Source organism: Streptomyces sp. NBC_00466 (assembly GCF_041433995.1).
In the GTDB taxonomy this organism is placed as follows: Bacteria; Actinomycetota; Actinomycetes; order Streptomycetales; family Streptomycetaceae; genus Streptomyces.
The window spans coordinates 5,845,958-5,867,730 of record NZ_CP107896.1 but is presented as its reverse complement, the minus strand read 5'-3'; the positions used below and the strand labels follow the sequence as shown (position 1 = coordinate 5,867,730).

The following is a 21,773-nucleotide window of genomic DNA, read 5'->3' as shown; positions in this document are numbered from 1 at the left end:
GCGGTCCGCTGGTCTTCGCGGCTCACGGTACAGCGGTCCGCCGTACCGGCCTGCCCGCACGGCGCGTGTGTCGCCGGTCCTGCGCGGCAAGCGTCCCCGGCACGATCACCCCGGGTCCGAACCGTGCCCGCGCCCGGTCGGCGACCGCCTCGATGCGGCGCGCCTTGTCGTCGGTGGGGTCGAACATCAGCTGATGGGCGGCGCGCCCGGCCGGTGTCATCCCCTCGGCGCGCAGCGCGATCCCGCGCACCCTGGCGCGCTGGAGCCCGAGCGAGTCATGGATCGCGTACGCCGCGGCGGTGAGGGCCGCAGAGTGCGCGGTCCGCTCGTGCAGGGTGCGGCCGCGGGTGGTGGTGGACCGGTCGGCGTACCGCACGGTGAGCGTCAGCGAGCCGCACACCTGCCCCTCGCGGCGCATCCGGGCGCCCAGTTCCTCGGTGATCGAGAGCAGGGCCCCGCGCTGCCGGTCGCGGTCCAGTTCGTCGCGGGGAAAGGACCGTTCGGACGAGATGGAGCGGGCGGCGGCGTTCGGCACGACCCGCGTACGGTCGATGCCGCGCGCCCGTTCCTGGAGTTCGCGCCCGGCGCGTGCTCCGGCGATCCGCTGGAGGGTGGCGAGGGGCGCGGCGGCGATCCTGCCGATGGAGTCGAGTCCGTACGAGCAGAGGGTGCGGGCCAGCTTCGGCCCGACCCCCTGGAGCGCGGCGGCGGGTTTATCCGCGAGGAACGTCCTGCCGTCACCGGCCACCAGGGTCGTTCCCGGCCGGGCCTCCCGTGCGGCCATCCGGGCCAGCAGCGGATTGGCGCCCACCCCGATCGCGCAGTCGAGACCGTGGTGCGCGAGCGCCCGTACCCGCAGCAGCGCGGCGAGTTCGGTGGCGCTCCGCCCGAAGTACCGCTGGGCGCCGCCCACATCGATGAGCGCGGAGTCGGGCGGGAAGGCCTGGACCACCGGGGTGAGGTCTTCGATCAGGCCGAGCGGCAGGGCCTCGGGCGTGAACCGTACGGAGAGGATCATCCCGCGCTCCCCTGGCTGGAGTGCCAGAGCTTGCGCCCGGTGGCGTTCGGGTCCCCGGCGGGTTTGAGGTCCGCCCAGGGGTTCATCTCGTAGCCGGTGGAGAGCTGGATACGGCGGCCGTTGCCGCCCGGTTCCTCCGTTCCGTCCGCCCCGTCTCCTCCGTCCGGTGCGGGCGCCGCCAGGGCTGCGGCGACGGCATCCAGACCGCCGGTACGCCGCAGTTCGACCAGATCGGCCAGGTTCCAGGCCGCCGAGCCGACCACGCTGAGGCTGCGCGGCCCGCGCCGCTGCACCACTCCGCGCACCAGCAGCAGCCAGGAGTGGAAGACGGTGTACGCGCACGCGGCATGGCTGTCGTCGAAGAAGGCGAGGTCGACCAGGCCCGTTCCGTCGTCCAGGGTGGTGAAGACGACCCGGCGCCCGGAGCGTATCGGCGGGGTCTGGGTGGCAGCCTTGGCACCCGCGACCAGGACGCTCTGCCCGTGCTCGGCGGAGCGCAGCCGCCGAGCGGAGAGCGCGCCCAGTTCCTTCAGGAAGGCGTAGTGGTCCTCCATCAGGTGGCGCGACGAGTCCATGCCGAGGATGCCGAGTTCGGCGCTGATCCGCTCGGTGTCGCTGAGGTCCGGCAGTCCGGCCGATGCGGTCTTCCGCCCTTCACCCAGGGCGAGTTGGCCGCTGTGCGCGGATCCGCTGCGGCCCGCGTGCAGTTCGGAGATGTGCAGCAGCAGATCCCGGCGGTTCGCGCCGAACGCGTCCAGCGCGCCGACCTGGGCGAGCCGCTGGGCGACCGGTTTCCCCGGCCGGGCGCGCTGCCAGAAGTCCAGCAGGGAGGAGTAGGGCCGGCCGGCCTCGATCCGTTCGGCCTCGGCCTCGCTGATGCCGTGGACGTCGGAGAGCGCGAGCCGGACACCGAGTTTACCGGACACCAGTTCGATACGGTGAGCGACCGCCGACCGGTTCACGTCCAGCGGCAGCACCGGGACCCCGCGCCGCCGCGCGTCCGCCAGCAGCAGCCGCTTCGGGTACATCCCCGGGTCGTGGGTGAGCAGCCCCGCGTAGAAGGCCGCGGGATGGTGCGCCTTGAGCCAGGCGGACTGGTAGGTCGGCACGGCGAAGGCCACCGCGTGCGCCTTGCAGAAACCGTACGCGCCGAACGCCTCGACGATCTCCCAGGTGCGCGCGGTGACTTCGGGCGCATAGCCGCGCTCCGCCGTCGCCGCGGCGAACCAGGCGCGGATGCGCCCCTGCCACTCGGGGTCGGACAGCCGGCGCCGCGCCTGGTCCGCCTCGTCCCGGCCGCAGCCCGTCATGATCCGCAGGATCTCGATGATCTGCTCGTGGAAGACGACGACCCCGTACGTGTCGCTCAGCGCCTCCGCCAGATCGGGGTGCGGGAAGCGCACCGGCGCGCGGCCGTGCCGGGCTTCGATGAAGGGCCGCACCATGTCGGCCGCGACCGGCCCCGGCCGGAACAGCGAGATGTCGACGACCAGATCGTCGAAGGTGGCGGGCTGCAGCCGTCCCACCAGGTCGCGCTGGCCCGGCGATTCGATCTGGAAGCAACCCAGCGTCTCGGTGGAGCGGATGAGTTCGTACGTCGCGGGGTCGCCCGCCGGCACCTGTGCGGGATCGTCCAGGTCGAGGCGCTCCCCGGTGGCCCGGCCGATCTCGGCGACGGCGTGGGCCATCGCGGACTGCATCCGCACCCCCAGCACGTCGAGCTTGAGCAGCCCCAGGTCCTCCACGTCCTCCTTGTCGAACTGGGACATGGGAATGGGGGCACCTCCCACGCCCTCAAGGCTGTGGGGGACTTCGCCGCTGGTCGGCATCACCGGCGTGCGCCGCAGCAGGGAGGCGTCGGAGAGCAGCACCCCGCACGGGTGCATGGCGATTCCGCGCGGCAGCGCGTCGAGCCCCTCGACCAGCTCCCACAGCCGTCCGTACTTCCCGCCGCCGCGCTCCGACTCCTCGGCCACGGCGCGCAGTTCGGGCAGCTCCGCCATCGCCGCACGGGCGTCGCGGGCGCGGATGTGCGGGAAGGCCTTGGCGAGCCGGTCGGTCTCCGCCGGGTCCATGGACAGGGCGGCGCCCACGTCCCGTATCGCGTGGCGCACCCGGTAGGTCTCCGGCATGGCCACGGTGGCGACCCGCTCGGCGCCGAACCGGCCGATGATCGCGCGGTAGACATCGAGCCTGCGGGCCGACTCGACGTCGATGTCGATGTCGGGCAGCGCGAGCCTGCGCCGGGAGAGGAAGCGCTCCATCAGCAGCCCGTGCTCGACGGGGTCCGCGCTGGCGATGCCAAGGAGATGGTTGACGAGGGACCCCGCGCCGGAGCCGCGGGCCGCGACCCGGATGCCCATCTCCTTCACGTCGTCCACGACCCGGGCGACGGTCAGGAAGTACGAGGCGTGGCCGTGGAAGGCGATGATGTCCAGCTCGTGGTGCATCCGCTCCCAGTACTCGCGCCTGCGGTCGTAGCCGCGCAGCACCATGCCGGCGGCGCTGCGGGAGGCGAGCACCCGCTGGGCGGTGCGGTGGACGGCGCCGACGAGACGCGGTTCGGGGAAGTGGACGGTGCCCATGCCGAGGTCGTCCTCGGCGTCGACGCCGCACGAGGCGGCCAGGGCCTGGGTCTCGTCGATCAGCCGGTGCGCGGTGTCCCGGCGGAAGCCCGCCGCCTCGGCGATCCGCTCGGCGGTGCGGAACATCTCACCGGCGTCCTTGAGCCAGCGCTCACCGCTGTCGAGGCCCTTGCGCGGGTCCACGGGCACCAGTCTGCGGGCGGCGTCGAGGACGTCGGCGACGGGGCCCTGCCCCTGGTCGGCGTAGCGGACGGCGTTGGTCAGCACGGGGCGTACGCCCTGCTCGGCGGCGAAGCCGAGCGTGCGGGCGGCGAGCCTGAGCGAGCCGGGTCCGGTGCCGCTCAGCCCGTGGTGGACCGCTTCGAGGCACAGCGCGTCGCCGTACACCTCCCGCCAGGGTCCGAGCAGGACAGCGGCCCGGTCGGGGCGCCCGGCGGCGAGTGCCCGGCCGACGTCGGAGTCCGGGCCGAGCAGGACGGCGAGACCGTCCCCGTGGTTCTCGTCCCAGGGCAGCAGGGGCCGCTCCCCGCCCGCGTGGGCCGCGGTGACCAGCCGGCACAGGGCCGCCCAGCCCTCCGCGCCGTCCCGGGCGAGGAAGGTCACGCGGGGCACGGACTCGTCGACGAACACCCCGCCGCGCACGGGGGCGCGCATCCGGTGCGTGGGCCCCTCGGCCCGCGCCCGCCCGCCGACCGCGAGCCGCGCTCCGAACAGCGGCCGCACCCCGGCCGCGGCACAGGCCTTGGCGAAGCGGACGGTGCCCGAGAGGGTGTCCCGGTCGGTCAGCGCGATGGCGTCCATACCCCGCTCGGCGGCCCGCTCGGCGAGCCGTTCCGGGTGGGAGGCCCCGTACCGCAGGGAGAACCCCGAGACGGCGTGGAGATGCGTGAAACCGGGCATCCGCCGCACCTCCTGCTCCGCTGATCCAGTCCGTTCCTGACCCCCTTGCTCCACCATAGACCACTTTCGAATACTTGTGCGATTAACGGTGTGTCAGCCATTCGGGCCCGTCCCACCTGCGCAAACACCCCCTCTACCGGACCGTGGGGCCATGACTTTCCTGGACGAGATGAAGACCGCTGTCACTCCGCGAGCGGCGCTGCTGGTCATCGGCACGCTGGTGCTGCAGCTGCTGTTCATCGCGTCCTATGTGGGGGCTCTGCACAATCCCAGGCCGAAGGACGTCCCCTTCGGGGTCGTCGCCCCGGCGCAGGTGGCCCCACGGCTGGTCGGCGAACTCAAGGGGCTCCCCGGCGGACCGCTGGACCCGCGTACGGTCGCCGGCGCGGCCGACGCCCGGAACAAGATCCTGAACCGTGATCTCGACGGCGCCCTGATCATCAGCCCCAACGGTTCGAAGGACACGCTCCTGGTCGCGTCCGGCGGCGGGACCGTACTGTCCGCATCGCTCGACCGGATCATCACCGCTGTGGAGAAGTCACAGCGCCGGAGCGTGCGGACCGTCGACGTGGCGCCGGCCTCGGCCCAGGACTTCGACGGGCTCTCCGCGTTCTACCTGGTCGTCGGATGGTGCGTCGGCGGCTACCTCTGCGCGTCGATCCTGGCGATCAGCGCGGGCTCCCGGGCCGCCAACGGACGGCGCGCCGCACTCAGGCTCATCACCATGGCGCTCTACTCGGTCCTGGGCGGGCTGGGGGGCGCGGTCATCGTCGGTCCGGTGCTCGGCGCGCTGCCCGGCAGCGTCCTGGGTCTCTGGGGTCTCGGCGCGCTGGTCGTCTTCGGGGTCGGCGCGATCACTCTCGCCCTGCAGGCGCTCACCGGCATCGTGGGGATCGGCCTGGCCGTCCTGCTGGTGGTGGTCGCCGGCAACCCGAGCGCGGGCGGCGCCTTCCCGCTGCCGATGCTGCCGCCGTTCTGGCACGCGATCGGCCCCTGGCTGCCCCCGGGCGCGGGCACCTGGACGGCGCGCTCCATCGCGTACTTCAGGGGCAGCTCCGTCACCGGGCCGCTGCTGGTGCTCTCCGGCTGGGCGGTGGTGGGCACGGTGATCACGCTCGGCATGTCCATGTTCCGCGGGAGGCCGGCCGCCGCCCAGGAGACGCGGGAGACGCCCCGGGGCTGAGGGCGGATCCGGGGGCGGCCCCACGGCAGAGGCCCGGCCCGTCACGAGGACGGGCCGGGCCCTGCTGCTGTTCGCAGGACGTGTACTTCAGAACACGCCTTACGAAAGGGAGCGCCTTACGAGAGGGAGCGTCAGCCGATCGTCGCCCCGAAGGCAGCCAGCGCCGCGGGCACCGGCTGGAAGAACGTCTCACCGCCGGCGGAGCAGTCACCGCTGCCGCCCGAGGTCAGACCGATCGCGCTGTCGCCCGAGAAGAGCGCGCCGCCGCTGTCGCCGGGCTCGGCGCAGACATCGGTCTGGATGAGACCGTTGACGACATCGCCGTTGCCGTAGTTGACGGTGGCGTTGAGCCCCTTCACCGTGCCGCCGTGCACCTGCGTGGTGGAACCGCTGCGCTGGACCGCCATGCCGACCGTCGCGTCGGCCGCCTTGGTGATCGGCTGCGTCTTGCCGTTGTAGAGGTCGACCTCACTCGGGTGCGGGGTGTCCGCCGTGTACTTCACCAGGCCGTAGTCGTGGCCCGGGAAGTCGGAGGCCGCGTTGGTGCCGATCTCGGAGCCGCCCTGCGAGTCCGACCAGCTGCTGACGGCCTGGGTGCAGTGCCCGGCGGTGATGAAGTACGGCTGGCCGTCCTTGACCACGTTGAAGCCGAGCGAGCAGCGGGCGCTGGAGCCCCAGATGGCGTCGCCGCCCGCGATGAGGGGCTTGAACTCCCCGGCGCTGCGCTTGAGTTCGGCCTTGGAGCCGAGGCCCTTGACGACACTGTCCAGCTTCGAGAGCTTCGCACCGGAGACGGTGCGGTCGGCGGTGACGACGATCTTGTTACTGACCGGGTCCACCGCCCACGAGGTACCCGGCAGCGAAGCCTTGTCGGCCAGGGTCTTGCGCGCACCGGTCAGCGCGGCCATCGAGTTCTGGACGACTCTCGCCCGGCCGCCCGCCTTGCGCACACCCTGGGCCGCCGCCTCGTCGACGACGTTCACCACCAGGTGCTTGCTCTTGGCGTCGTAGTACGAGCCGGCCGCGCCGGCGCCCAGTGTGTGGGTCAGCGTCGATGCCAGGTCCCCGGCCGCGGTCACGGACAGCGTCTTCAACGGGGAGGCCGGTGCTGCCTCACTGGCGTTGGCCGTCTGGAAGGTGACGCCTGCGGCGACCAGCGCGGCGGCGCCGGTCGCCGCCGCTATCACTCGGCGCTTGGGTATGCGTCGGTGCTTCAACTTCGACCTCCTGTGGGGGCCGCTTCCGGCCATGTGGGGTGACCGGAAGCGGAGGATGGAGCCGCCCACTATTCCGACAGTCACAGCTCGCACACAAGGTCGACTCATGGACGGGCACACGACACCAACAAGGCACCCGCACTCCGTTCACGAATGGGGCACCTCCCGGAGGGACGCAAGCGGAGATATGCCGCTTCGGACGACAAATCAGAGCCGTTGCCCGACGGCCGCCGTCCGCTATCCACCGCCGGAGGACCGCATTGCGACCGCATTGCGACCGGATTGCGGGCGGATTGCGGGCACGCCCTCGGCCGTATCCGCACTTTCCCAGCAACTCACCACCCCAGAAGGCGCGCTGATGGGTAATCATCGGAACGAAGGGGGATGCCAGTGCACACGATGCATGCATACGGCACAGAGGGACCGGGGCTGCGCGGGCGGGTTCGCGCGCCGGACGGACGTCATCTCACAGTGGAACGCCTCGGCGATCCGCGCGGCAGGCCGGTGTTCCTGCTGCACGGCACCCCGGGCAGCAGACTCGGGCCCGCCCCGCGCGGCATGGTGCTCTACCAGCGCAGAATGCAGCTCATCGCCTTCGACCGCCCCGGCTACGGGGGCAGTGACCGGCTGCCGGGACGCAGCGTCGCCGATGTCGCCCAGGACGTCGGGGCGATCGCGGACGCGCTGGGAATCGAGAAGTTCGCCGTCGCGGGCCGGTCGGGCGGCGCACCCCACGCGCTGGCCTGCGCGGCCCTGCTCCCCGGCCGGGTCACCAGAGCGGCCGCCCTGGTGACGCTCGCCCCGCGGGACGCCGTCGGACTCGACTGGTTCGATGGCATGGCCGCGTCCAACGTCCGGGAGTACACCACCGCGTCCGACGACCCCGACGGGCTGGCGGCCCGGCTCATCCCGCGCTCGGCGGAGATCAGGAAGAACCCCGTCCGCCTGCTCGACCAGCTGTTCAGCGACCTCACCGACTCCGACCGCAGAGTCGTCAACGACGCGGGCGTACGGGCCATGCTGCTGCGCAACTACCAGGAGGCGCTGCGCACTTCACCGTACGGCTGGATCGACGACGCGCTGGCGTTCTCCCGCCCCTGGGGCTTCGACCCCGCCGACATCCGCAGCCCGATCATGCTGTGGCACGGGGTGAAGGACGTCTTCTCGCCCGTCGGCCACTCGCGCTGGCTGGCCCGGCGCATCCCGGGCGCGACGGCCGTACTCGAACCGGCCGCCGCGCACTTCGACGCGCTGCACGCGCTCCCCCGCATCCTCAACTGGCTGCTGGACGAGTGAGGACCCGGGCGCGCGGCGCTTTCCGGACCGTCACACCACGAGCGGCTCCAGGTCCCGGCTGAACCGCCGCGCGTCGCCCGCGATCCCGACGTAGTCGTGGTCGTCACCGAGCTGCCGCTGCAGTTCGGTGACGGTCTCCGCCCTCAGCAGCTGCGCCTCCTCCTTGCGCCCGAGTGCGTCCAGCGTCACCGACATGTTGGACGCACAGGCCAGGGTCTCCGGATGATGGGCGCCGACGACCTCGCGCAGCGCCGCGACCACCCGGCGCTCGATCTCCAGGGCCTTGGGGAGATCGCCCAGCTCGGCCGTGACATTGGCGAGGTTGACGGTCGCGAACAGCACATGCGGATGACGGGGGTTCAGTACGTCGCTCATCGCCCTGATCGTGCTGGCGAGCACCGACTCGGCGGTGTCCAGCGCCCCGCAGGCCCCCTGGTAGATACCGAGGTTGTTCATGGCGGTGAGGGTGTACGGATGCCGCTCCCCCGGCATCTTCATGTACTGGTCGACCACCGCCTGCGCGGTGTCCCGCGCCCCCACCGCGTCCCCGGCGGCGAACAGGTCGGCCGCGAAGTTGAGGTCGCAGGCCAGCCAGTCCGGGTTCGCCACCGTGTACTTGATGCGGTACCGGTCCCGGGTGGCCGAGGTCAGCCGCCTGGCGTCCTCCGGGCGGCCGGCCCTGCGCAGCGAGACGGCCAGGCTCTTGGCCGCCGCGAGCGTACCGGGGAAGGCCCGGCCCAGCTGCTCCTTGAAGATCTGGTACGTCCGCGAGAGCAGCACGACGGAGTCCTCGTACCGGCCGACCTCGCGCAGGTCGCGGGCGAGGTTCTGCGCGGACGAGAGGGTGTACGGATGCTCCGGGCCGAGCACTTCGGTGCGCCGGTCGTAGACGTCCTGGTCCATCTCGCGCGCGCGGGCGTACTGGCCGGCGATCCGCAGGTTCAGCGCCAGGTTGTTGGCCGCGGCCAGGGTCCTCGGATGCGACTCGTCGAAGATCTCCTTGAACCCCTCGTACGCCTCGATCGCCAGTGTCATGGCCCTGCTGTACTCACCGACCGCCCCGAGGTCCATGGCCAGGGCGCTGGTGGTCATGAAGGTGTGCGGATGCGAGGGGCCGAGCTCCGGGAGCTGCTCGCGCTGGCGCCGCAGGGTCTCCTCGTCCAGCTCCATGGCCTCCACGTAACGGCCGCGTGAGCGGAGGATGTTGGAGAGGTGGAAGCGGAGGTAGAGGTACTGGAGGTCGTTGTTGCCGAGGCGTTCGCGCCATACCTCGCGCAGCTCGCCCGCGAGCGCGGCCGCCGTGACGAAGTCGCCGCGTTTCCACAGGTAGCGCACCCGGTCGATCATCAGCCGGCGGGTCTCCGGCTCCTTGCAGAGCCTGGCTTCCGACGGGCCCAGGTGCGGCCAGATGGGGGCGAAGTCGGGCCAGGTGCCGGGGTTGTCTATGGGCTCGTCACCGTCGGGCCTGGCGCCCGCGAGGATCATGTGGACGGCGTGCCGTGCGTCGTCCCGCTCCGCGTGGCTGAGCTGTGCCTTGATCACGGCCTGCACCAGGCGGTGCACCTGGATGGAGCCGCCCACCGGGTCCACCTTGGCGAGCGCGAAGCGGCCGATCTCCCGGATGACCCGGCCGAGCACCAGCTTCTCCTGGAGCGTCGCGTCGTACGGCTTGAGCGCGTCGATCATCTCCCGGCTGTAGAGGAGCTTCGCCGAGATCGGTTCGGGTGCGAAGAACGCGCAGAGCTGGAGCAGCCGGACCGCGGCGGGCGAGCGCTCCTTGAGGCGGGCGATGGACACGTTCCAGGTGGCGGCCACCGGTTCGGGGTATCCGGCGGGCTGGTTGAGGGCGAGGACGCTCTCGGCCTCCTGGGCCAGCTGTTCCAGATAGGTGTCGACGGGGGTGGCGGTCTCGGCGATCCAGGCGGCCGCCTGCTCGACGGCGAGCGGCAGGTCGCCCACCGCCTCGGCGACCCGGGCCGCGTCGTCGGCGGAGAGCCCCGGCGCCCTGCGCTGGATGTGCTCGACGGACTCCTCCCGCATGAAGACGTCGACGGGCAGCGCGTCCCCGTACTGCGACCAGGTCTGGTTCCGCGAGGTCACCAGCACATGGCCGGGGCCGCCCGGCGGGAAGAAGCGCTTCAGCTGCTCGGGGTCGTCCGCGTTGTCGAAGACCAGCAGCCAGCGCGAGGTGGGCACCCCGCGGCGCAGCAGGTCGATGGCCTCCTGCGAGGCGGACGCCATGTCGTCGGCGCCCTGGGTGCCGAGGCGGACGGCGAGTTCGGCGAGGCCGGCGATCACGTCGTCGGTCTGTTCGGCGGAGATCCACCAGACCAGGTCGTAGTCGGCCATGAAGCGGTGCACGTACTCCAGGGCCACCTGGGTCTTGCCGACGCCGCCGAGGCCGTACAGCGTCTGGGGCTGCGGCAGGACCACGGCCATCCCGCCGCCGAGCTGGTCGCGCATCCGCTCCAGCACCAGGGAACGCCCGGTGAAGCCGGAGTTGCGGGCCGGTGCGTTCCAGATCTTCGGAACGGTGCCGGGGAACCGCGGCCCCGGCGCCACCCCGTCGACGGCCTGGCCGCCCGGCCGGTCGACCGACCGCAGCAGCGCCGCGGTGGCGTGCACCTCGTCAAGACGGAACAGGTCGACCGGGTTGCGGTCGATGTACGGCGTGGTCAGCCGTACGTCACCGACGCGCAGCGGCAGCAGATGCCTGCGGGTCCCGGAGGGGTCCTCGGCAGCCGAACGCTGCCAGACCTCCACCGCGCGGGCCGACTTGAGATAGGCGCTGGAGAGGACGACGACGGTACGGGCCGCGCCGTCGGCCGCCGCGGTCTCCGCGTCGGACGGCGGCGCCTCGGCGGACACGTCGCGCGGCACCACCCGGAATCCGGCGCGGGTGAGCACCGACTCGATCCAGTCGGCCCACATCCGGTTCTCCGCCACATAGCTGAGCAGCAGATCGGCGGGGAGCGCGGGGCGGCGCCGGGTGAAGGCGTCCCTGATGCGCAGCCTGACCTCTTCGGGGATCTGCGGCATCGAGGTGATCTGCCGGTCGGTGACCACGGAGGCGAGCCGTTCGAAGGCGGAGAGCAGCGAGTTGGTGAGCCCGGCCTCGTCGCCGAAGGTGGCCAGGGTCTCCTCGTAGGCGTAGTAGGGGCGGTACGGGATCTCGACCGCTCCCCAGTACGCGGTGAGCTCCTCGCCCGTGAGCCCGCGCGGCAGCCCGTCGAACCGGAGCCTGGCCAGGGCCCGTCCGGCGTCCGCCTTCTCCTTCTCGCCCTCGTCGATCCGCATCGGGACGGGCAGGATCTGGATGCCCCGGCCGCCGTCGTGCTTGTCGATCTGGCGGGCCACGGCGGCGGCGCCGTCGATGGACTGGTCGCTGAGGGTGAAGCAGTCGACGAGGGCGTCGGGCAGATGGACGGTGCAGATGTCGGCGATGTCGCTGAGGCCGGTCCTGCTGTCGATGAGGACGTAGTCGTAGTTGGCCTTCATGTCGTCGCGCAGCGCGTCGAAGAAGTGGCCGCCGCCGAGCCGGTCGTAGAAGTTGTCCCAGTCGAAGGTGGAGACGGTGGCGGAGTACTCGCGGTTCTGCCGGCCGGCCGACACGAAGTCGAGTGTGCCGCCGTCGGGGAACTCCCAGCCCAGCGTCTCCGGTGTCAGCGAGACGGCGTGCTGCTGGATACGGGCGTAGTCCCGGTGCCAGTCGTCGGGGCGCGGGACGGGGCTGGTGGCCGCCCAGGCGTACTCGGTGATCAGGTCGATGATCCCGGTGGTGGCGCCGAGCGTGGACGGGTCGAGGAAGGGGTGGAAGAAGCGGTAGAGGCCCGGCGCCTCCAGGTCCCAGTCGACCGCGAGGACGCGTTTGCCGTTGGCGGCCAGGATCCAGGCGGTGTTGGCCAGGGCCATGGTCCGGCCGGTACCTCCCTTGTACGAGTAGAAGGTGACGATGCGTCCGTCACGACCTGCCGTCATCCGTGTCCTCCGCATCGAGCGCGAGATCCTGAGTAGCCGGTATGTAGCGGGTGGCGGCCTGTTCGGTCGCCATCGGGCCGATGAGCCGGGGCCGTTCGTGGTGGCCGCCGCCGCCCGGCGGGTAGACGGCTGCGTGCTTCAGATACTGCTGGGCGGCGGCCTCCACCACCTGGGGCAGGATCTGGCCGAAGGCCTCCATGCTGGGGACGCCCTTGGCCGCGGCTCTCGACGCGGCGCGCCCCTCCCGCATCTTGGACGGCATGGTGTCCTCCAGACGGCCGGTGAGTTCGGCCTCGGAGGCTCTGCTCTGGTGGTCGTCGCGGTTCCAGGGGACCACCACACTCACCCAGGGGCGGTGCTCGGAGTCGAAGGCGGAGAGCCGCTGGCGCCGCTCGTCGTCGTGCAGGGCCCAGCGGTCGACGAGCAGGACCTCGGGGCGTGACGGAGGCTGCTTCCCGTCGAGATGGAGTACTTCCTCGTCGAACGAGGTGACGGTGGCCTGGTAGTTGAGCGAGCGGACCAGGTCCTCGGCGAGCCGGGACAGCGGCTGCGCGGAGACGGGGTGGTACGGATTCCAGTCCAGCGGGGTGTCTCCGTAGTACTCGGAATGCCGGCCGTCGGGAAGGTCGTGGCGGGTGGGTGCGGCGACGGTCAGTTTCATCGGGCGCGGGCCCGCGCTGGGCGGGCCGAAGGCGCTGGGTATGGCCCGGTAGTCGACGGGGCGGCAGGGGCCGATGTCCGATGCGTCGGCGACGCTCACAATGCGTTTGGCCAGTTCGTAGACGGCCCGCTCGTACTCCTCGGCGAATATCCGCAGTTTGACGAGTCCGTAGAGCCCGTCGGTCACATAGCGCTCGCCGAAGGCGCGGTGGTTGAACTGCAACCGGGCTGCCGGGCCCGGCAGTTGGTGCGGCGGCACGGGGACCCAGAGGGCGGGGACTATCGCGTCGGCCGTGCGGTTGTTGCGGACCTGTTCCTGAATGGCGCGCTGGGCGAAGGCGTACCACTCCTTGCCGCACATCTCGCTGCCGAAATAGCGGGGCGAGAAGAGCGGTACGAAGACCCGGCAGGTGGCGAGGACTTCGCCGAGCCGCTCCGACCAGCCCTCCCCCGAGCGCAGCTCCCGGTCTATGAAGCCCGCGGGCGCTCCCGCGGGCAGGTTGGTCATGGCCATCACATGGGCGCAGAGGTCACGGAAGAGCCGCTCGACCCACATGTCCGGGTCGGGCCCTACGGCTCCGTGTTTCGGAGTGTGCGCATAGCTGAGAAAAAAATACGGCCTGTGGTTCGCCGCTCTCGGCTGTTCCGATGCTGCCAACTCGGCCCCCCGTCGTCCATGAAGACATCATTCCGGAGCGAAGAGTCCCCACCCCGTCGACGTTCGGTCAATCAACGTCGTTTTTCGGTCATCCAGTTCATCGCATGCGCCACAGCTTCCTTGATCGGGAACGCCATGGCGGCCGCGTTCCCCAGCTTCCCCTCTCGCAGGCTCTCGCGGGGGAAATCCGCACCGATCAGTTCGAAATCGCTGTCGTCGAGTTCGATGTCCCGGTATTCGAACCACTCACGCCGCCCGCCCGTACCGACCACGCAGCGGTACAGCTGCGTCGGGCTATCCGGAATCCGGTATTCAGCGAGATGGAACGAGGTGCACACACCGAATCCCACATTGATCATCAATTCCTCCGCGCCGGCGGCGGCGAGCCTGCCCAGCGGGGACTCCTCACCGAGGTGGCAGTCGGCGGGATGGTCCTTTACCAGCTCTTCGGCGCGCGCGCCCAGCGCGGCGAACGAGGTCTGGGGATGGCTGCTGCGTACCGCGCCCGGGGAGAGCCGGACACATTCAGCCAGCCGGCCCATGCCGGGACACGGCGTACGGGCGGGATCGAAGGCGGGCATCGAGGCGAGGAAGCGGGCCCTGGCGTCCTCGGTGAGTCCGGCGGTCTGCCGCAGATGGGCCGCCGATGTCGTGGAGTTCTCCGGGGTGAAGGCCGGGACCACCAGCGTCCCGTCCTCGCCCAGTACGCCGAGGAGCGCGTCCCGCAGCGTCCGCGCGTCCAGCCCGGTGCCGCCGAGCGCGGAGTGCACCAGCAGTGTCATCCCCTCCATGACTCCGAGCGCCCTCAGCTCGGCGGCCGGCCCGGCTTCATCGGCCACGCGCTGTCTCCTCCCACTCGTCCCACAGGGCGGCGACCAGGCTCCTGCCGCTGATGGTCAGTTCGGCCGCGCCCTCCAGAGCTTCCAGCGCCTGCCGGGTGTGCGCCAGGGTGCGCGCACGGTTCTCTCCCGGGTACGCGGCGAGCGCCACGCCCTCGTAGGCGCCGGCCAGTACCTCCGAGACCGGCACCGGTTCCTGCCGCCAGGGCACCCGGTGCGGCCAGGAGCCGTCCTGGGCGTAGAGATCGGTGACATCGAGGAGCGCGCGCAGCTTCGCCCGGCGCAGGGCGCGCAGCAGGCCCTCGGGGGTGAGACCGGCCGGCGAGACACCGATGGCTCCGTGTCCGTGCCGGCCGACGGCCGGCTCGCCTGCGGTCAGCGGGGTCACCGTGGTGAGCCGGGCGGCGGCGTCCTCGGCGTGCGCGGGGACGGCGGCGCGCAGCGCCGACCAGGTGTGCGCGAAGCGCCGGCTCCAGTCGGCGGCGCCGGCCAGGGTGAGGCGCTCCGCGACGGGCGTACCGAAGCAGTCGCGGTACGGGTCGAGGTCGTCCAGCGCGAGATCGGGGGCCCCGTCGCAGTCGGTCCTGCGCAGTGGCTGCCAGTCGGCGGTGGCCTCGTCCGGGCGCGGCACGCGCAGTTCGGCGCCCGCGCTTCTGACCAGGAAGCCCTTCTCGGCGCGGCGGACCTCGGCGCTGCCGCTCGCGGCGGACCCGGTGAGACGTAAGGCCCCGTAGGTCGGCAGGTGCAGCAGACCGCCCGTGTACGCCACGGTGACGGGCAGGTCGAGCCCGCCGCGCAGGGCCCCCGCCGCGACATGGGCGGCCAGCCTGCCGGGGGCGCCGGTCCGGCCCTGGCGCAGGGCGTCCAGGGAGCTGAGCAGCCAGCTGCGGGCATAGGGGTGGGCGAGCACGGTGTCGAGCCCGTCGGACCGCTGCTCGACCTCGCCCGCCAGCTCCCAGGCCCGCGCCCACTCCTCGCCGCCGCGGCCCGCCAGCTCCGTGTGCAGCGCGGCGAGCAGAGTGCGGGTCAGCTCCTGCTGTCCGGCGTCCAGCTCCCGCGGATCGGTGAGCGCGGGCGAGGTGGCGGCCGCCGCGGTGCGGGTCTCGATGCCGCGGACCAGCGCCTCCAGGTCGGCGCAGTAGACGCTCTCCTGGTCGAAGGAGCCCGCGCGGTAGCGGTGGGTGTAGAGACCGCCTCCGCAGGACCGTACGACGGGGCACTCCCGGCACTTCTCGCCGACCCCGGCCAGGCCGAGCTGGCGGGCGCGGACCCCGGGGTGGGCGGCGACCTCGTCGAAGGCGTGGCTGAAGACGTCGAACCCGGTGAACGCGGCGCCCTCGTAGGCGCTCTTGAGGGAGTCGACCTGCTCCAGCGTGCCGTCGGTCTCCACGACGACCAGGTCGGTGGGGGCCAGACCCAGCGACTCGGTGAGGCTGGGACCGCCGCCCAGCGTGGAGATGACCGACTCGAAGAGCCGCACCGGGAGCTGCCGCCCCTGTGCGTCCCAGCGGTCGAAGGCCGTCAGGATCCAGTCGGCGTAGGCGGTCGGCGATCCGGCGGGCCGGTGCGGGGGGTCGTCCCAGGTCGCGTGCGGCAGCAGGAAGTCGATGCGCGGCGGGCCCAGCTCGGTCAGCGCGTCGTAGACGGCGACCGGGTCGTTCAGCACGTCGATGGTGCAGAGCAGACCGAGGTCGAGATGGGCGTACCGGTCCTGGCGGAGCAGTTCGACGGCCCTGAGGACGAGCGGATGGCTGGTGCGGCCGTCGGCGAAGCGGCGGTGCCGGTCGTTGGACGCACGGTCCCCGTCGAGGGAGATACCGACCCGGACGTGGAACTCGTCGAACAGGTCGAGGTACCGGGGGCTGAGCTGGAGGCCGTTGGTGTGGATCCGGAGGTCGAGCTCGGCGGTCCCTTCCAGGGCCCCGGTGAGCTCCTCGCAGACGCGGCGCAGTCGTGCGGGACCTGCCAGCAGTGGCTCCCCTCCGTGCAGGATCACTGACACGGAGGGCAGGTCATGGGTTCTGGCGTGCTCCGCCAGTCGCAGAGCTGTCCAGTGGATCGCCTCGTCAGAGATGGTCTTGGGCCGGGTGCGCCAGCTCTGGTCGGCATGTTCGTAGACATAGCAGTGGTCACAGGCAAGATCGCATCTGCTGTGGACCTTGAGGACGATCTCGCGGAATGGGACCAGGGGTCCTGTCATTCCACCAGTCTAGAGCGCCGAATTGAAGGTCGATGCCCTCATCGGGCGACCGGTCGAAGCGGAGAGAACCCGGCCGAGCTGCTTGACAGCCTCGGTACCGCGAACATCGATCTCGGCCAGGGGGACACGCGGCTTCTTGACAGCGGCGGGAGAGGCTGAAGTTACGGACATGTGAGGCCGCCTTGAGGGATGTTTTCTGGACATGGGCAGGAATGCCGATACTTGCACCGTTGCAGTGTCGGCGGGTCGACTTTACCCTCAACCAGACCGAAGGCAACTGAGCGCGACCGGACGCCAGGAAGAACGTCGCACAGAGTGTGCTCCAGAATTCCGGAACACGCCATTCCACCTAAAGAGTGAAGACAGAAGTCGCAGACGGGGGTTCATGTGACGGCGTTTCCCGGTCCAGGGCAGAGCCCAGAACGCAGCTTGGTCTTCCGGAGTGCCGATCTGCCCGAGCTGTTCCACCGGGCCGACGCCCACGCCATCGCCAGACAGGGCGAGGCCGTGGGCTCCACCCGGGCCCAGCTGGTGCTCCTGGTGGTGGGCGCCGCGACGGCTTCCCTGCCCTGGCGGGCGGAGCTCGGGGGCGGCTTCCAGGCCATCGGCGTACTGAGCACGCTGGCCTACGCCGGGGTGCTGCTGCTGACCTTCAGCACCTCCCGCCGCAAGGCCAAGGCACAGTGGCAACTCAACCGCTCGGCAGCCGACTTCATCAAGTCCATGTGCTGGCGCTACGCCGTCCACGGCGCCCCCTTCGACGCCGGATCGGCCGATGTGGACGAGCTGTTCATCGGCCGCGTCGGGGAGCAGCTGGAAGAACTGCGCACGGTGGGCTGGGACCAGGAGACACCGGGCACCGACCTGATCACCCCTCAGATGCGTTCGCTGCGGGCCAAGTCGTTCGAGGTCCGCAAGGAGACCTACGTACGGGACCGGCTGATCGAGCAGCGCAACTGGTACCGGCGCAAGCAGGAAGTCTCCCGCGGTGCCACCCTCCTGTGGTCCAGCGCCTTCGCCCTGCTCACCCTGGTCGCCCTGGCCTTCGGGGTGCTGCGCGCCCTCTCGCTGAGCGAGAACACCGAGGTCGCCGCGGTGGTGTCGGCCGCCGCGGCCTCCGGTGTGGCCTGGAGCGAATTCCGCCGGCACCAGCCGCTGATAGCGGCGCACGCGCTGGTGGAGGAGAAGCTCAAGGCGCTGCATCTGGAGATGGAGAGCCCCCTCACCGAGAAGCAGTGGTCGGCCGCGGTGTACGAGACCGAGCGGGTCGTCTCACCGCAGTACACCGACTGGCTTGCCCGGCACGGCAGTTGACCCGACACCTACGGCAGTTGACCCGGCCGCACGGCAGTCGGCCGGACGTCGCGCAGTCACCGCCGTACGGATTCGAGGCAGCGATCGTTTTCAGTCACGTTTCACACCCTCGCGCCAGATGACGGTCACCGGCTTGCCCGCTTCCCGTGCGTAGCTGACGATGTCGCCCGTACCGCCGAGGCCGCGGGCGGGCAGGCCGTCCCAGACGGCCACCAGACGGTCGCAGTTGTCGGCGATATAGGCGCCGGCCGCGTAGTACGCCTCGTCCGTGGAGTGCGGGAAGTCCATCCGGACCTCCTGGGTCGCCCTGCCTCTGAGCCGGTGGTAGCCGGCCAGCTCGCCCGGGTCGCAGAAGCCCAGTTCGTAGTCCCCGCTGGGGATGACCGCGGTCAGCTCGGCGCCGCATTCGAGCGCGATGCACGCGAAGAGCTGGTCGGCGCCCGCGGCCAGGCTGGAGAGGACCTCCAGGGGCCCCTGGTGGCCGCCGAGCAGAGTGCGCAGCGCCTCCCGCACATGGGCGATGGCGTCGGGCGGAATACTGCGGTGTCCGGTCACTCCGATGCGCTTCATACGCCCCCGCCTTCTGTGAGCTCCCCGCTCCCCCTGACATCCTCTCAAAAGTACGCAAGAGCCCCCGCCCGGAATCCGGACGAAGGCTCTTGCGCCGCTGTGTCGGCGGGGGCGGCGACAGCCACCCGAGGGGGCCCGGCCGTCAGTAGACGCTGACCCCGTAGGCGCTCAGTGCCTCGGTGACGGGCTGGAAGAAGGTCGTACCGCCCGATGTGCAGTCACCGCTGCCGCCGGAGGTGAGACCCAGGGCCTTGGTGCCCGAGTAGAGCGGGCCGCCGCTGTCACCGGGCTCGGCGCAGACCGTCGTCTGGATGAGTCCGGAGACGACGTCCCCACCGCCGTAGTTGACGGTGGCGTTCAGCGCGGTGACCTTGCCGCTGTGGGTACCGCTGGTGGAGCCGGTCCTGGTCACGGTCTGGCCCACCGTGGGGTTGCCCGCGCTGGTGATGTCCTGGCTGCCGACGGTGCCGTCGTGCGGCACGGCGGAGTTGGTGTACTTGACGATGCCGTAGTCGTTGCCGGGGAAGCTGGTGCCGGCCGTCGGGCCGATGCTCGTCGTGTCCGACGAGTTGGTGTACCAGGCGGGAGAACCCTCGGTGCAGTGCCCCGCGGTGAGGAAGTAATAGGTCGAGCCACTGCGTACGTTGAAGCCGACGGAGCAGCGCCACTGCGAGGTGTAGATGGCGTCACCGCCCTTGAGGAGCTTGCTGAAGGTGCCGGAGGTGCGCTCGACGCGGATCGCGCCCGCGTTGGCCCCGCTCCGCTGCTTGATCCGGCTGATCTCCGCCGCTGAGACCGAGCTGTCCGCGGTGACGACAAGGGTGCCGGTCGCCTTGTCGACGTACCAGGCGGTGCCCGCGACATCAGCGCCCTGCACGGCGTTGCTCGCGGCTGTCAGCTGCTGGGGGCTGTACGCCGTGGACTGCTCGGCGTGGGCGGTCGGGACCGTGAGTGCGGCCGCGACCAGCAGGCCCGACGCCACGGCGATCAGCCGGCCGCGTCTCGCGGGGCCGTTGTGGGGGGTGGTGCGCTTGATCCTCATATCAGTTCCTCCGGAGGGGAATCCGCGGGTCCTTCGGTGGGGGGACCCATGAGGCGCAGGCCGGGACACGGCGGAACTCCCGCCGTGTCCCTGACAAACGCGCTGCCCGGAGTACAACGTGCCCCGGCCGTCGGGCGCAAGAGGGCCTCCCGGCCGGGCACCGCCGGCGCGAGAGGCCCCAGGCGGCGGATCAGCGTGTACGCGCTGTGCGTTCACCCGCCGTGACCGCGACCGGGAGGGTGTTGCCCGGCGGCGGGAAGGGGCAGATGAAGTGCTCGGCGAAGGCGCAGGGCGGCAGCAGCGTGCGGTTGAAGTCCACACTCACCGTGCCGTCGGCCGCCGGTGCGGACGGCCGCAGGAAGCGGAACCGGTAACTGCTCGTCCCGCTGGTGGTGTCGGCGAAGACCGCCCACAGCGAGCCGTCCTCCTCCTGCGCGACCTGGAGGGTGTGCTCGTCGCCCTCCACGTGGAAGGCGAGTTCGCCGGAGAGACCGAGACCGCGGTCGCGGCCGTCGGCGTTGGGCACCTGGACGGTGCGGCTCGCGCCGTACGGCCGGTAGCGGCCCGGAAGCACCCACTCCGGGTGGTACGGCGTGGCCTCGATCCCGGCGAACGCCCGCCGGTTCGCGGAGTCCGGGTCCCAGACCCGGACCGCCCACAGCCCTTCCCTGCGCACCACGACCAGACGCCGGCCGCCCTGGGCGATGCGGGCCTGCGCGGGCGGGGCGTGGTCGGCGGTGAGCGCGGCGCGTCCGGTGAACGGCTTCCCGTCGAGGGAGAGCCCGTCATCGGCGGTGGCCGTCAGCACCACCTCGTCGCCGGCCGCCTCCCAGTGGCCGGCCACGCCCGGAATCCGTCCGTCGGGCGCGTCGTCGAGCCAGTGGGTGCCGGTCAGGGCCAGTGGACCGTAGGGCGCGGAGACCGTCGCCGTGCGCTGTTCGTGCCACGCCCGCCAGCCGGCCGGTCCTGCGTCCTCGGCAGTCGTGGGGCCATCGGTACTGCCCGTTCCTTCTGTCATGGGATCAACCCTTCCATACCGGCTCGGCGAGACCGAGGTGGGAGCGGAGCGTCGGGCCGGTGTACTCGGTGCGGAACACCCCGCGCTCCTGGAGCAGCGGTACGACCCGGCCGACGAAGTCGTCGAGTCCGCCCGGGGTGAGATGCGGGACGAGGATGAACCCGTCGGCCGCGTCCGCCCGGACGAATGCGTGCAGTTCGGCGGCCACCGCGTCCGGGGTGCCGATGAAGGACTGGCGCGCGGTGGTCTCGATCACCGTCTGCCGGATGGACAGCCCCTTCTCCTGCGAGAGCGCCCGCCACTTCGCGGCGACGGCCACCGGATCGGCCACCCTGACACGCCCCTGCACGACAGCAGAACCGGGATCGGGATCGATCTCGGGCAGCGGCCCGTCCGGGTCGTACGAGGAGAGGTCCCGGCCCCAGATCTGCTCAAGGGCGAGGATCGCGTTCTGCGGCGAGACCTGCTGCTCGCGGATGACCGCCGCCCGTTCCTCCGCGTCGGCCGCGGTGTCGCCCAGGACGTAGCTGACACCCGGCATGATCTTCAGCTCCGACGGCTCACGGCCGTACTTCGCCAGCCGCCGCTTGGTGTCGGCGTAGAACGCGCGTCCCGCGTCGAGCGTGCCGTGCCGGGTGAAGATCACGTCGGCGGACGACGCCGCGAACTCCCGGCCCTCGTCCGAGTCTCCTGCCTGGATGACGACAGGATGGCCCTGCGGGGAGCGCGGGACGGTGAACTCGCCCGCGATGTCGAAGTGCGGGCCCTTGTGGGCGAAGGGCCGCGGGCTGCCGTCGGGGGTCCAGGAGTCCCACAGTTCACGCGCCGCCGCGACGAACTCGGCGGCGCGGGTGTAGCGGTCGGCCCGGTCGAGATAGCCGCCGCGCCGGAAGTTCTCGCCGGTGAAGGCGTCGGACGAGGTGACCACGTTCCAGGCGGCCCGGCCGCCACTGAGGTGGTCGAGGGTGGCGAGCCTGCGGGCGAGTTCGTACGGCTCGTTGAAGGTGGCGTTCACGGTCGCGGCCAGACCGAGCCGGTCGGTGACGGCTGCCAGTGCGTTGAGCAGGGTGATCGACTCGGGTCTGCCGACCACGTCCAGATCGTGGATGCGCCCCTGGTGCTCGCGCAGCCGCAGCCCCTCGGCGAGGAAGAAGAAGTCGAACCTGCCGCGCTCGGCGGTCCGGGCGAGATGTTCGAAGGAGGAGAACTCGATCTGGCTCCGCGAGCGGGGATCGGTCCATACGGTGGTGCTGTTGACGCCCGGGAAGTGGGCGGCGAGATGCATCTGCTTCTGC

General features: G+C 71.4%; 14 protein-coding genes. 3 read left to right on the top strand and 11 right to left on the bottom strand.

From position 1 onward, the window contains the following. Positions 1 to 22 precede the first annotated feature (22 nt). Complete coding sequence (locus OG210_RS26355) at positions 23 to 1,018, bottom strand: hypothetical protein (protein WP_328325126.1); 996 nt, start codon at positions 1,016 to 1,018, stop codon at positions 23 to 25. Then, complete coding sequence (locus OG210_RS26350) at positions 1,015 to 4,503, bottom strand: DNA polymerase III subunit alpha (protein ID WP_328325128.1); 3,489 nt, start codon at positions 4,501 to 4,503, stop codon at positions 1,015 to 1,017. The genes OG210_RS26355 and OG210_RS26350 overlap by 4 nt, the downstream gene beginning before the upstream one ends. Before the next feature lie 151 nt (positions 4,504 to 4,654). Here OG210_RS26350 and OG210_RS26345 point away from each other — a divergent pair, with 151 nt between their 5' ends. Beyond that, positions 4,655 to 5,686 carry a DUF3533 domain-containing protein gene (locus OG210_RS26345; RefSeq protein WP_328325130.1) on the top strand — a complete coding sequence of 344 codons (1,032 nt, stop codon included), beginning with the start codon at positions 4,655 to 4,657 and terminating at the stop codon, positions 5,684 to 5,686. A 131-nt stretch (positions 5,687 to 5,817) separates the two neighbouring features. Here the strand turns inward: OG210_RS26345 and OG210_RS26340 are convergent, their stop codons facing one another. Continuing rightward, a complete protein-coding gene (locus OG210_RS26340; RefSeq protein WP_328325132.1) occupies positions 5,818 to 6,903 on the bottom strand; it encodes a S1 family peptidase in 1,086 nt (361 codons plus the stop codon). 429 nt (positions 6,904 to 7,332) lie between these two features. Here OG210_RS26340 and OG210_RS26335 point away from each other — a divergent pair, with 429 nt between their 5' ends. Beyond that, on the top strand, positions 7,333 to 8,199 hold the full coding sequence (locus tag OG210_RS26335; RefSeq protein WP_328335354.1) for an alpha/beta hydrolase: 867 nt from the start codon (positions 7,333 to 7,335) through the stop codon (positions 8,197 to 8,199). A 30-nt stretch (positions 8,200 to 8,229) separates the two neighbouring features. On the opposite strand, the gene fxsT is transcribed toward OG210_RS26335, so the two are convergent. The 4 genes from fxsT to fxsB form a co-directional block, all read right to left on the bottom strand. Further along, on the bottom strand, positions 8,230 to 12,177 hold the full coding sequence (gene fxsT, locus OG210_RS26330) for an FxSxx-COOH system tetratricopeptide repeat protein (protein ID WP_328325134.1): 3,948 nt from the start codon (positions 12,175 to 12,177) through the stop codon (positions 8,230 to 8,232). Then, a complete protein-coding gene (fsxC, locus tag OG210_RS26325; RefSeq protein WP_328325136.1) occupies positions 12,161 to 13,495 on the bottom strand; it encodes an FxsC protein in 1,335 nt (444 codons plus the stop codon). Before fsxC ends, fxsT begins: the two co-directional genes overlap by 17 nt. A 71-nt stretch (positions 13,496 to 13,566) precedes the next feature. Beyond that, positions 13,567 to 14,334, bottom strand: a complete 768-nt coding sequence (locus tag OG210_RS26320; RefSeq protein ID WP_371538958.1) for an aminoglycoside N(3)-acetyltransferase — start codon at positions 14,332 to 14,334, stop codon at positions 13,567 to 13,569. Beyond that, on the bottom strand, positions 14,324 to 16,534 hold the full coding sequence (gene fxsB / locus OG210_RS26315) for a radical SAM/SPASM protein FxsB, inactivated metallohydrolase extension form (protein ID WP_328325138.1): 2,211 nt from the start codon (positions 16,532 to 16,534) through the stop codon (positions 14,324 to 14,326). The genes OG210_RS26320 and fxsB overlap by 11 nt, the downstream gene beginning before the upstream one ends. Positions 16,535 to 16,963: 429 nt before the next feature. On the opposite strand from fxsB, the gene OG210_RS26310 reads away from it, so the two are divergent. After that, positions 16,964 to 17,848 (top strand): DUF4231 domain-containing protein, encoded by an 885-nt coding sequence (locus OG210_RS26310; protein WP_328325140.1) that lies wholly within the window; start codon positions 16,964 to 16,966, stop codon positions 17,846 to 17,848. Between the two features lie 90 nt (positions 17,849 to 17,938). On the opposite strand, the gene OG210_RS26305 is transcribed toward OG210_RS26310, so the two are convergent. The 4 genes from OG210_RS26305 to OG210_RS26290 all read right to left on the bottom strand — a co-directional run bounded on the left by OG210_RS26305 (position 17,939) and on the right by OG210_RS26290 (position 21,763). Next, positions 17,939 to 18,418 carry a hypothetical protein gene (locus OG210_RS26305; protein ID WP_328325142.1) on the bottom strand — a complete coding sequence of 160 codons (480 nt, stop codon included), beginning with the start codon at positions 18,416 to 18,418 and terminating at the stop codon, positions 17,939 to 17,941. A 142-nt stretch (positions 18,419 to 18,560) separates the two neighbouring features. After that, positions 18,561 to 19,460 carry a S1 family peptidase gene (locus OG210_RS26300; RefSeq protein ID WP_328325144.1) on the bottom strand — a complete coding sequence of 300 codons (900 nt, stop codon included), beginning with the start codon at positions 19,458 to 19,460 and terminating at the stop codon, positions 18,561 to 18,563. A gap of 190 nt (positions 19,461 to 19,650) precedes the next feature. Then, positions 19,651 to 20,478, bottom strand: a complete 828-nt coding sequence (locus OG210_RS26295; RefSeq protein ID WP_328325146.1) for a DUF1684 domain-containing protein — start codon at positions 20,476 to 20,478, stop codon at positions 19,651 to 19,653. Between the two features lie 4 nt (positions 20,479 to 20,482). After that, a complete protein-coding gene (locus tag OG210_RS26290) occupies positions 20,483 to 21,763 on the bottom strand; it encodes an NtaA/DmoA family FMN-dependent monooxygenase (protein WP_328335356.1) in 1,281 nt (426 codons plus the stop codon). Positions 21,764 to 21,773 lie beyond the last annotated feature (10 nt).

Excerpts from the sequence above, each read along its gene's own strand:
- OG210_RS26350 (WP_328325128.1), bottom strand. The coding sequence starts at position 4,503 with ATGCCCGGTTTCACGCATCTCCACGCCGTCTCGGGGTTCTCCCTGCGG.
- OG210_RS26355 (WP_328325126.1), bottom strand. The coding sequence starts at position 1,018 with ATGATCCTCTCCGTACGGTTCACGCCCGAGGCCCTGCCGCTCGGCCTG.
- OG210_RS26295 (WP_328325146.1), bottom strand. The coding sequence starts at position 20,478 with ATGACAGAAGGAACGGGCAGTACCGATGGCCCCACGACTGCCGAGGAC.
- fxsT (WP_328325134.1), bottom strand. The coding sequence starts at position 12,177 with ATGACGGCAGGTCGTGACGGACGCATCGTCACCTTCTACTCGTACAAG.
- OG210_RS26345 (WP_328325130.1), top strand. The coding sequence starts at position 4,655 with ATGACTTTCCTGGACGAGATGAAGACCGCTGTCACTCCGCGAGCGGCG.
- OG210_RS26290 (WP_328335356.1), bottom strand. The coding sequence starts at position 21,763 with ATGCATCTCGCCGCCCACTTCCCGGGCGTCAACAGCACCACCGTATGG.
- fxsB (WP_328325138.1), bottom strand. The coding sequence starts at position 16,534 with ATGACAGGACCCCTGGTCCCATTCCGCGAGATCGTCCTCAAGGTCCAC.
- OG210_RS26300 (WP_328325144.1), bottom strand. The coding sequence starts at position 19,460 with ATGAGGATCAAGCGCACCACCCCCCACAACGGCCCCGCGAGACGCGGC.
- OG210_RS26305 (WP_328325142.1), bottom strand. The coding sequence starts at position 18,418 with ATGAAGCGCATCGGAGTGACCGGACACCGCAGTATTCCGCCCGACGCC.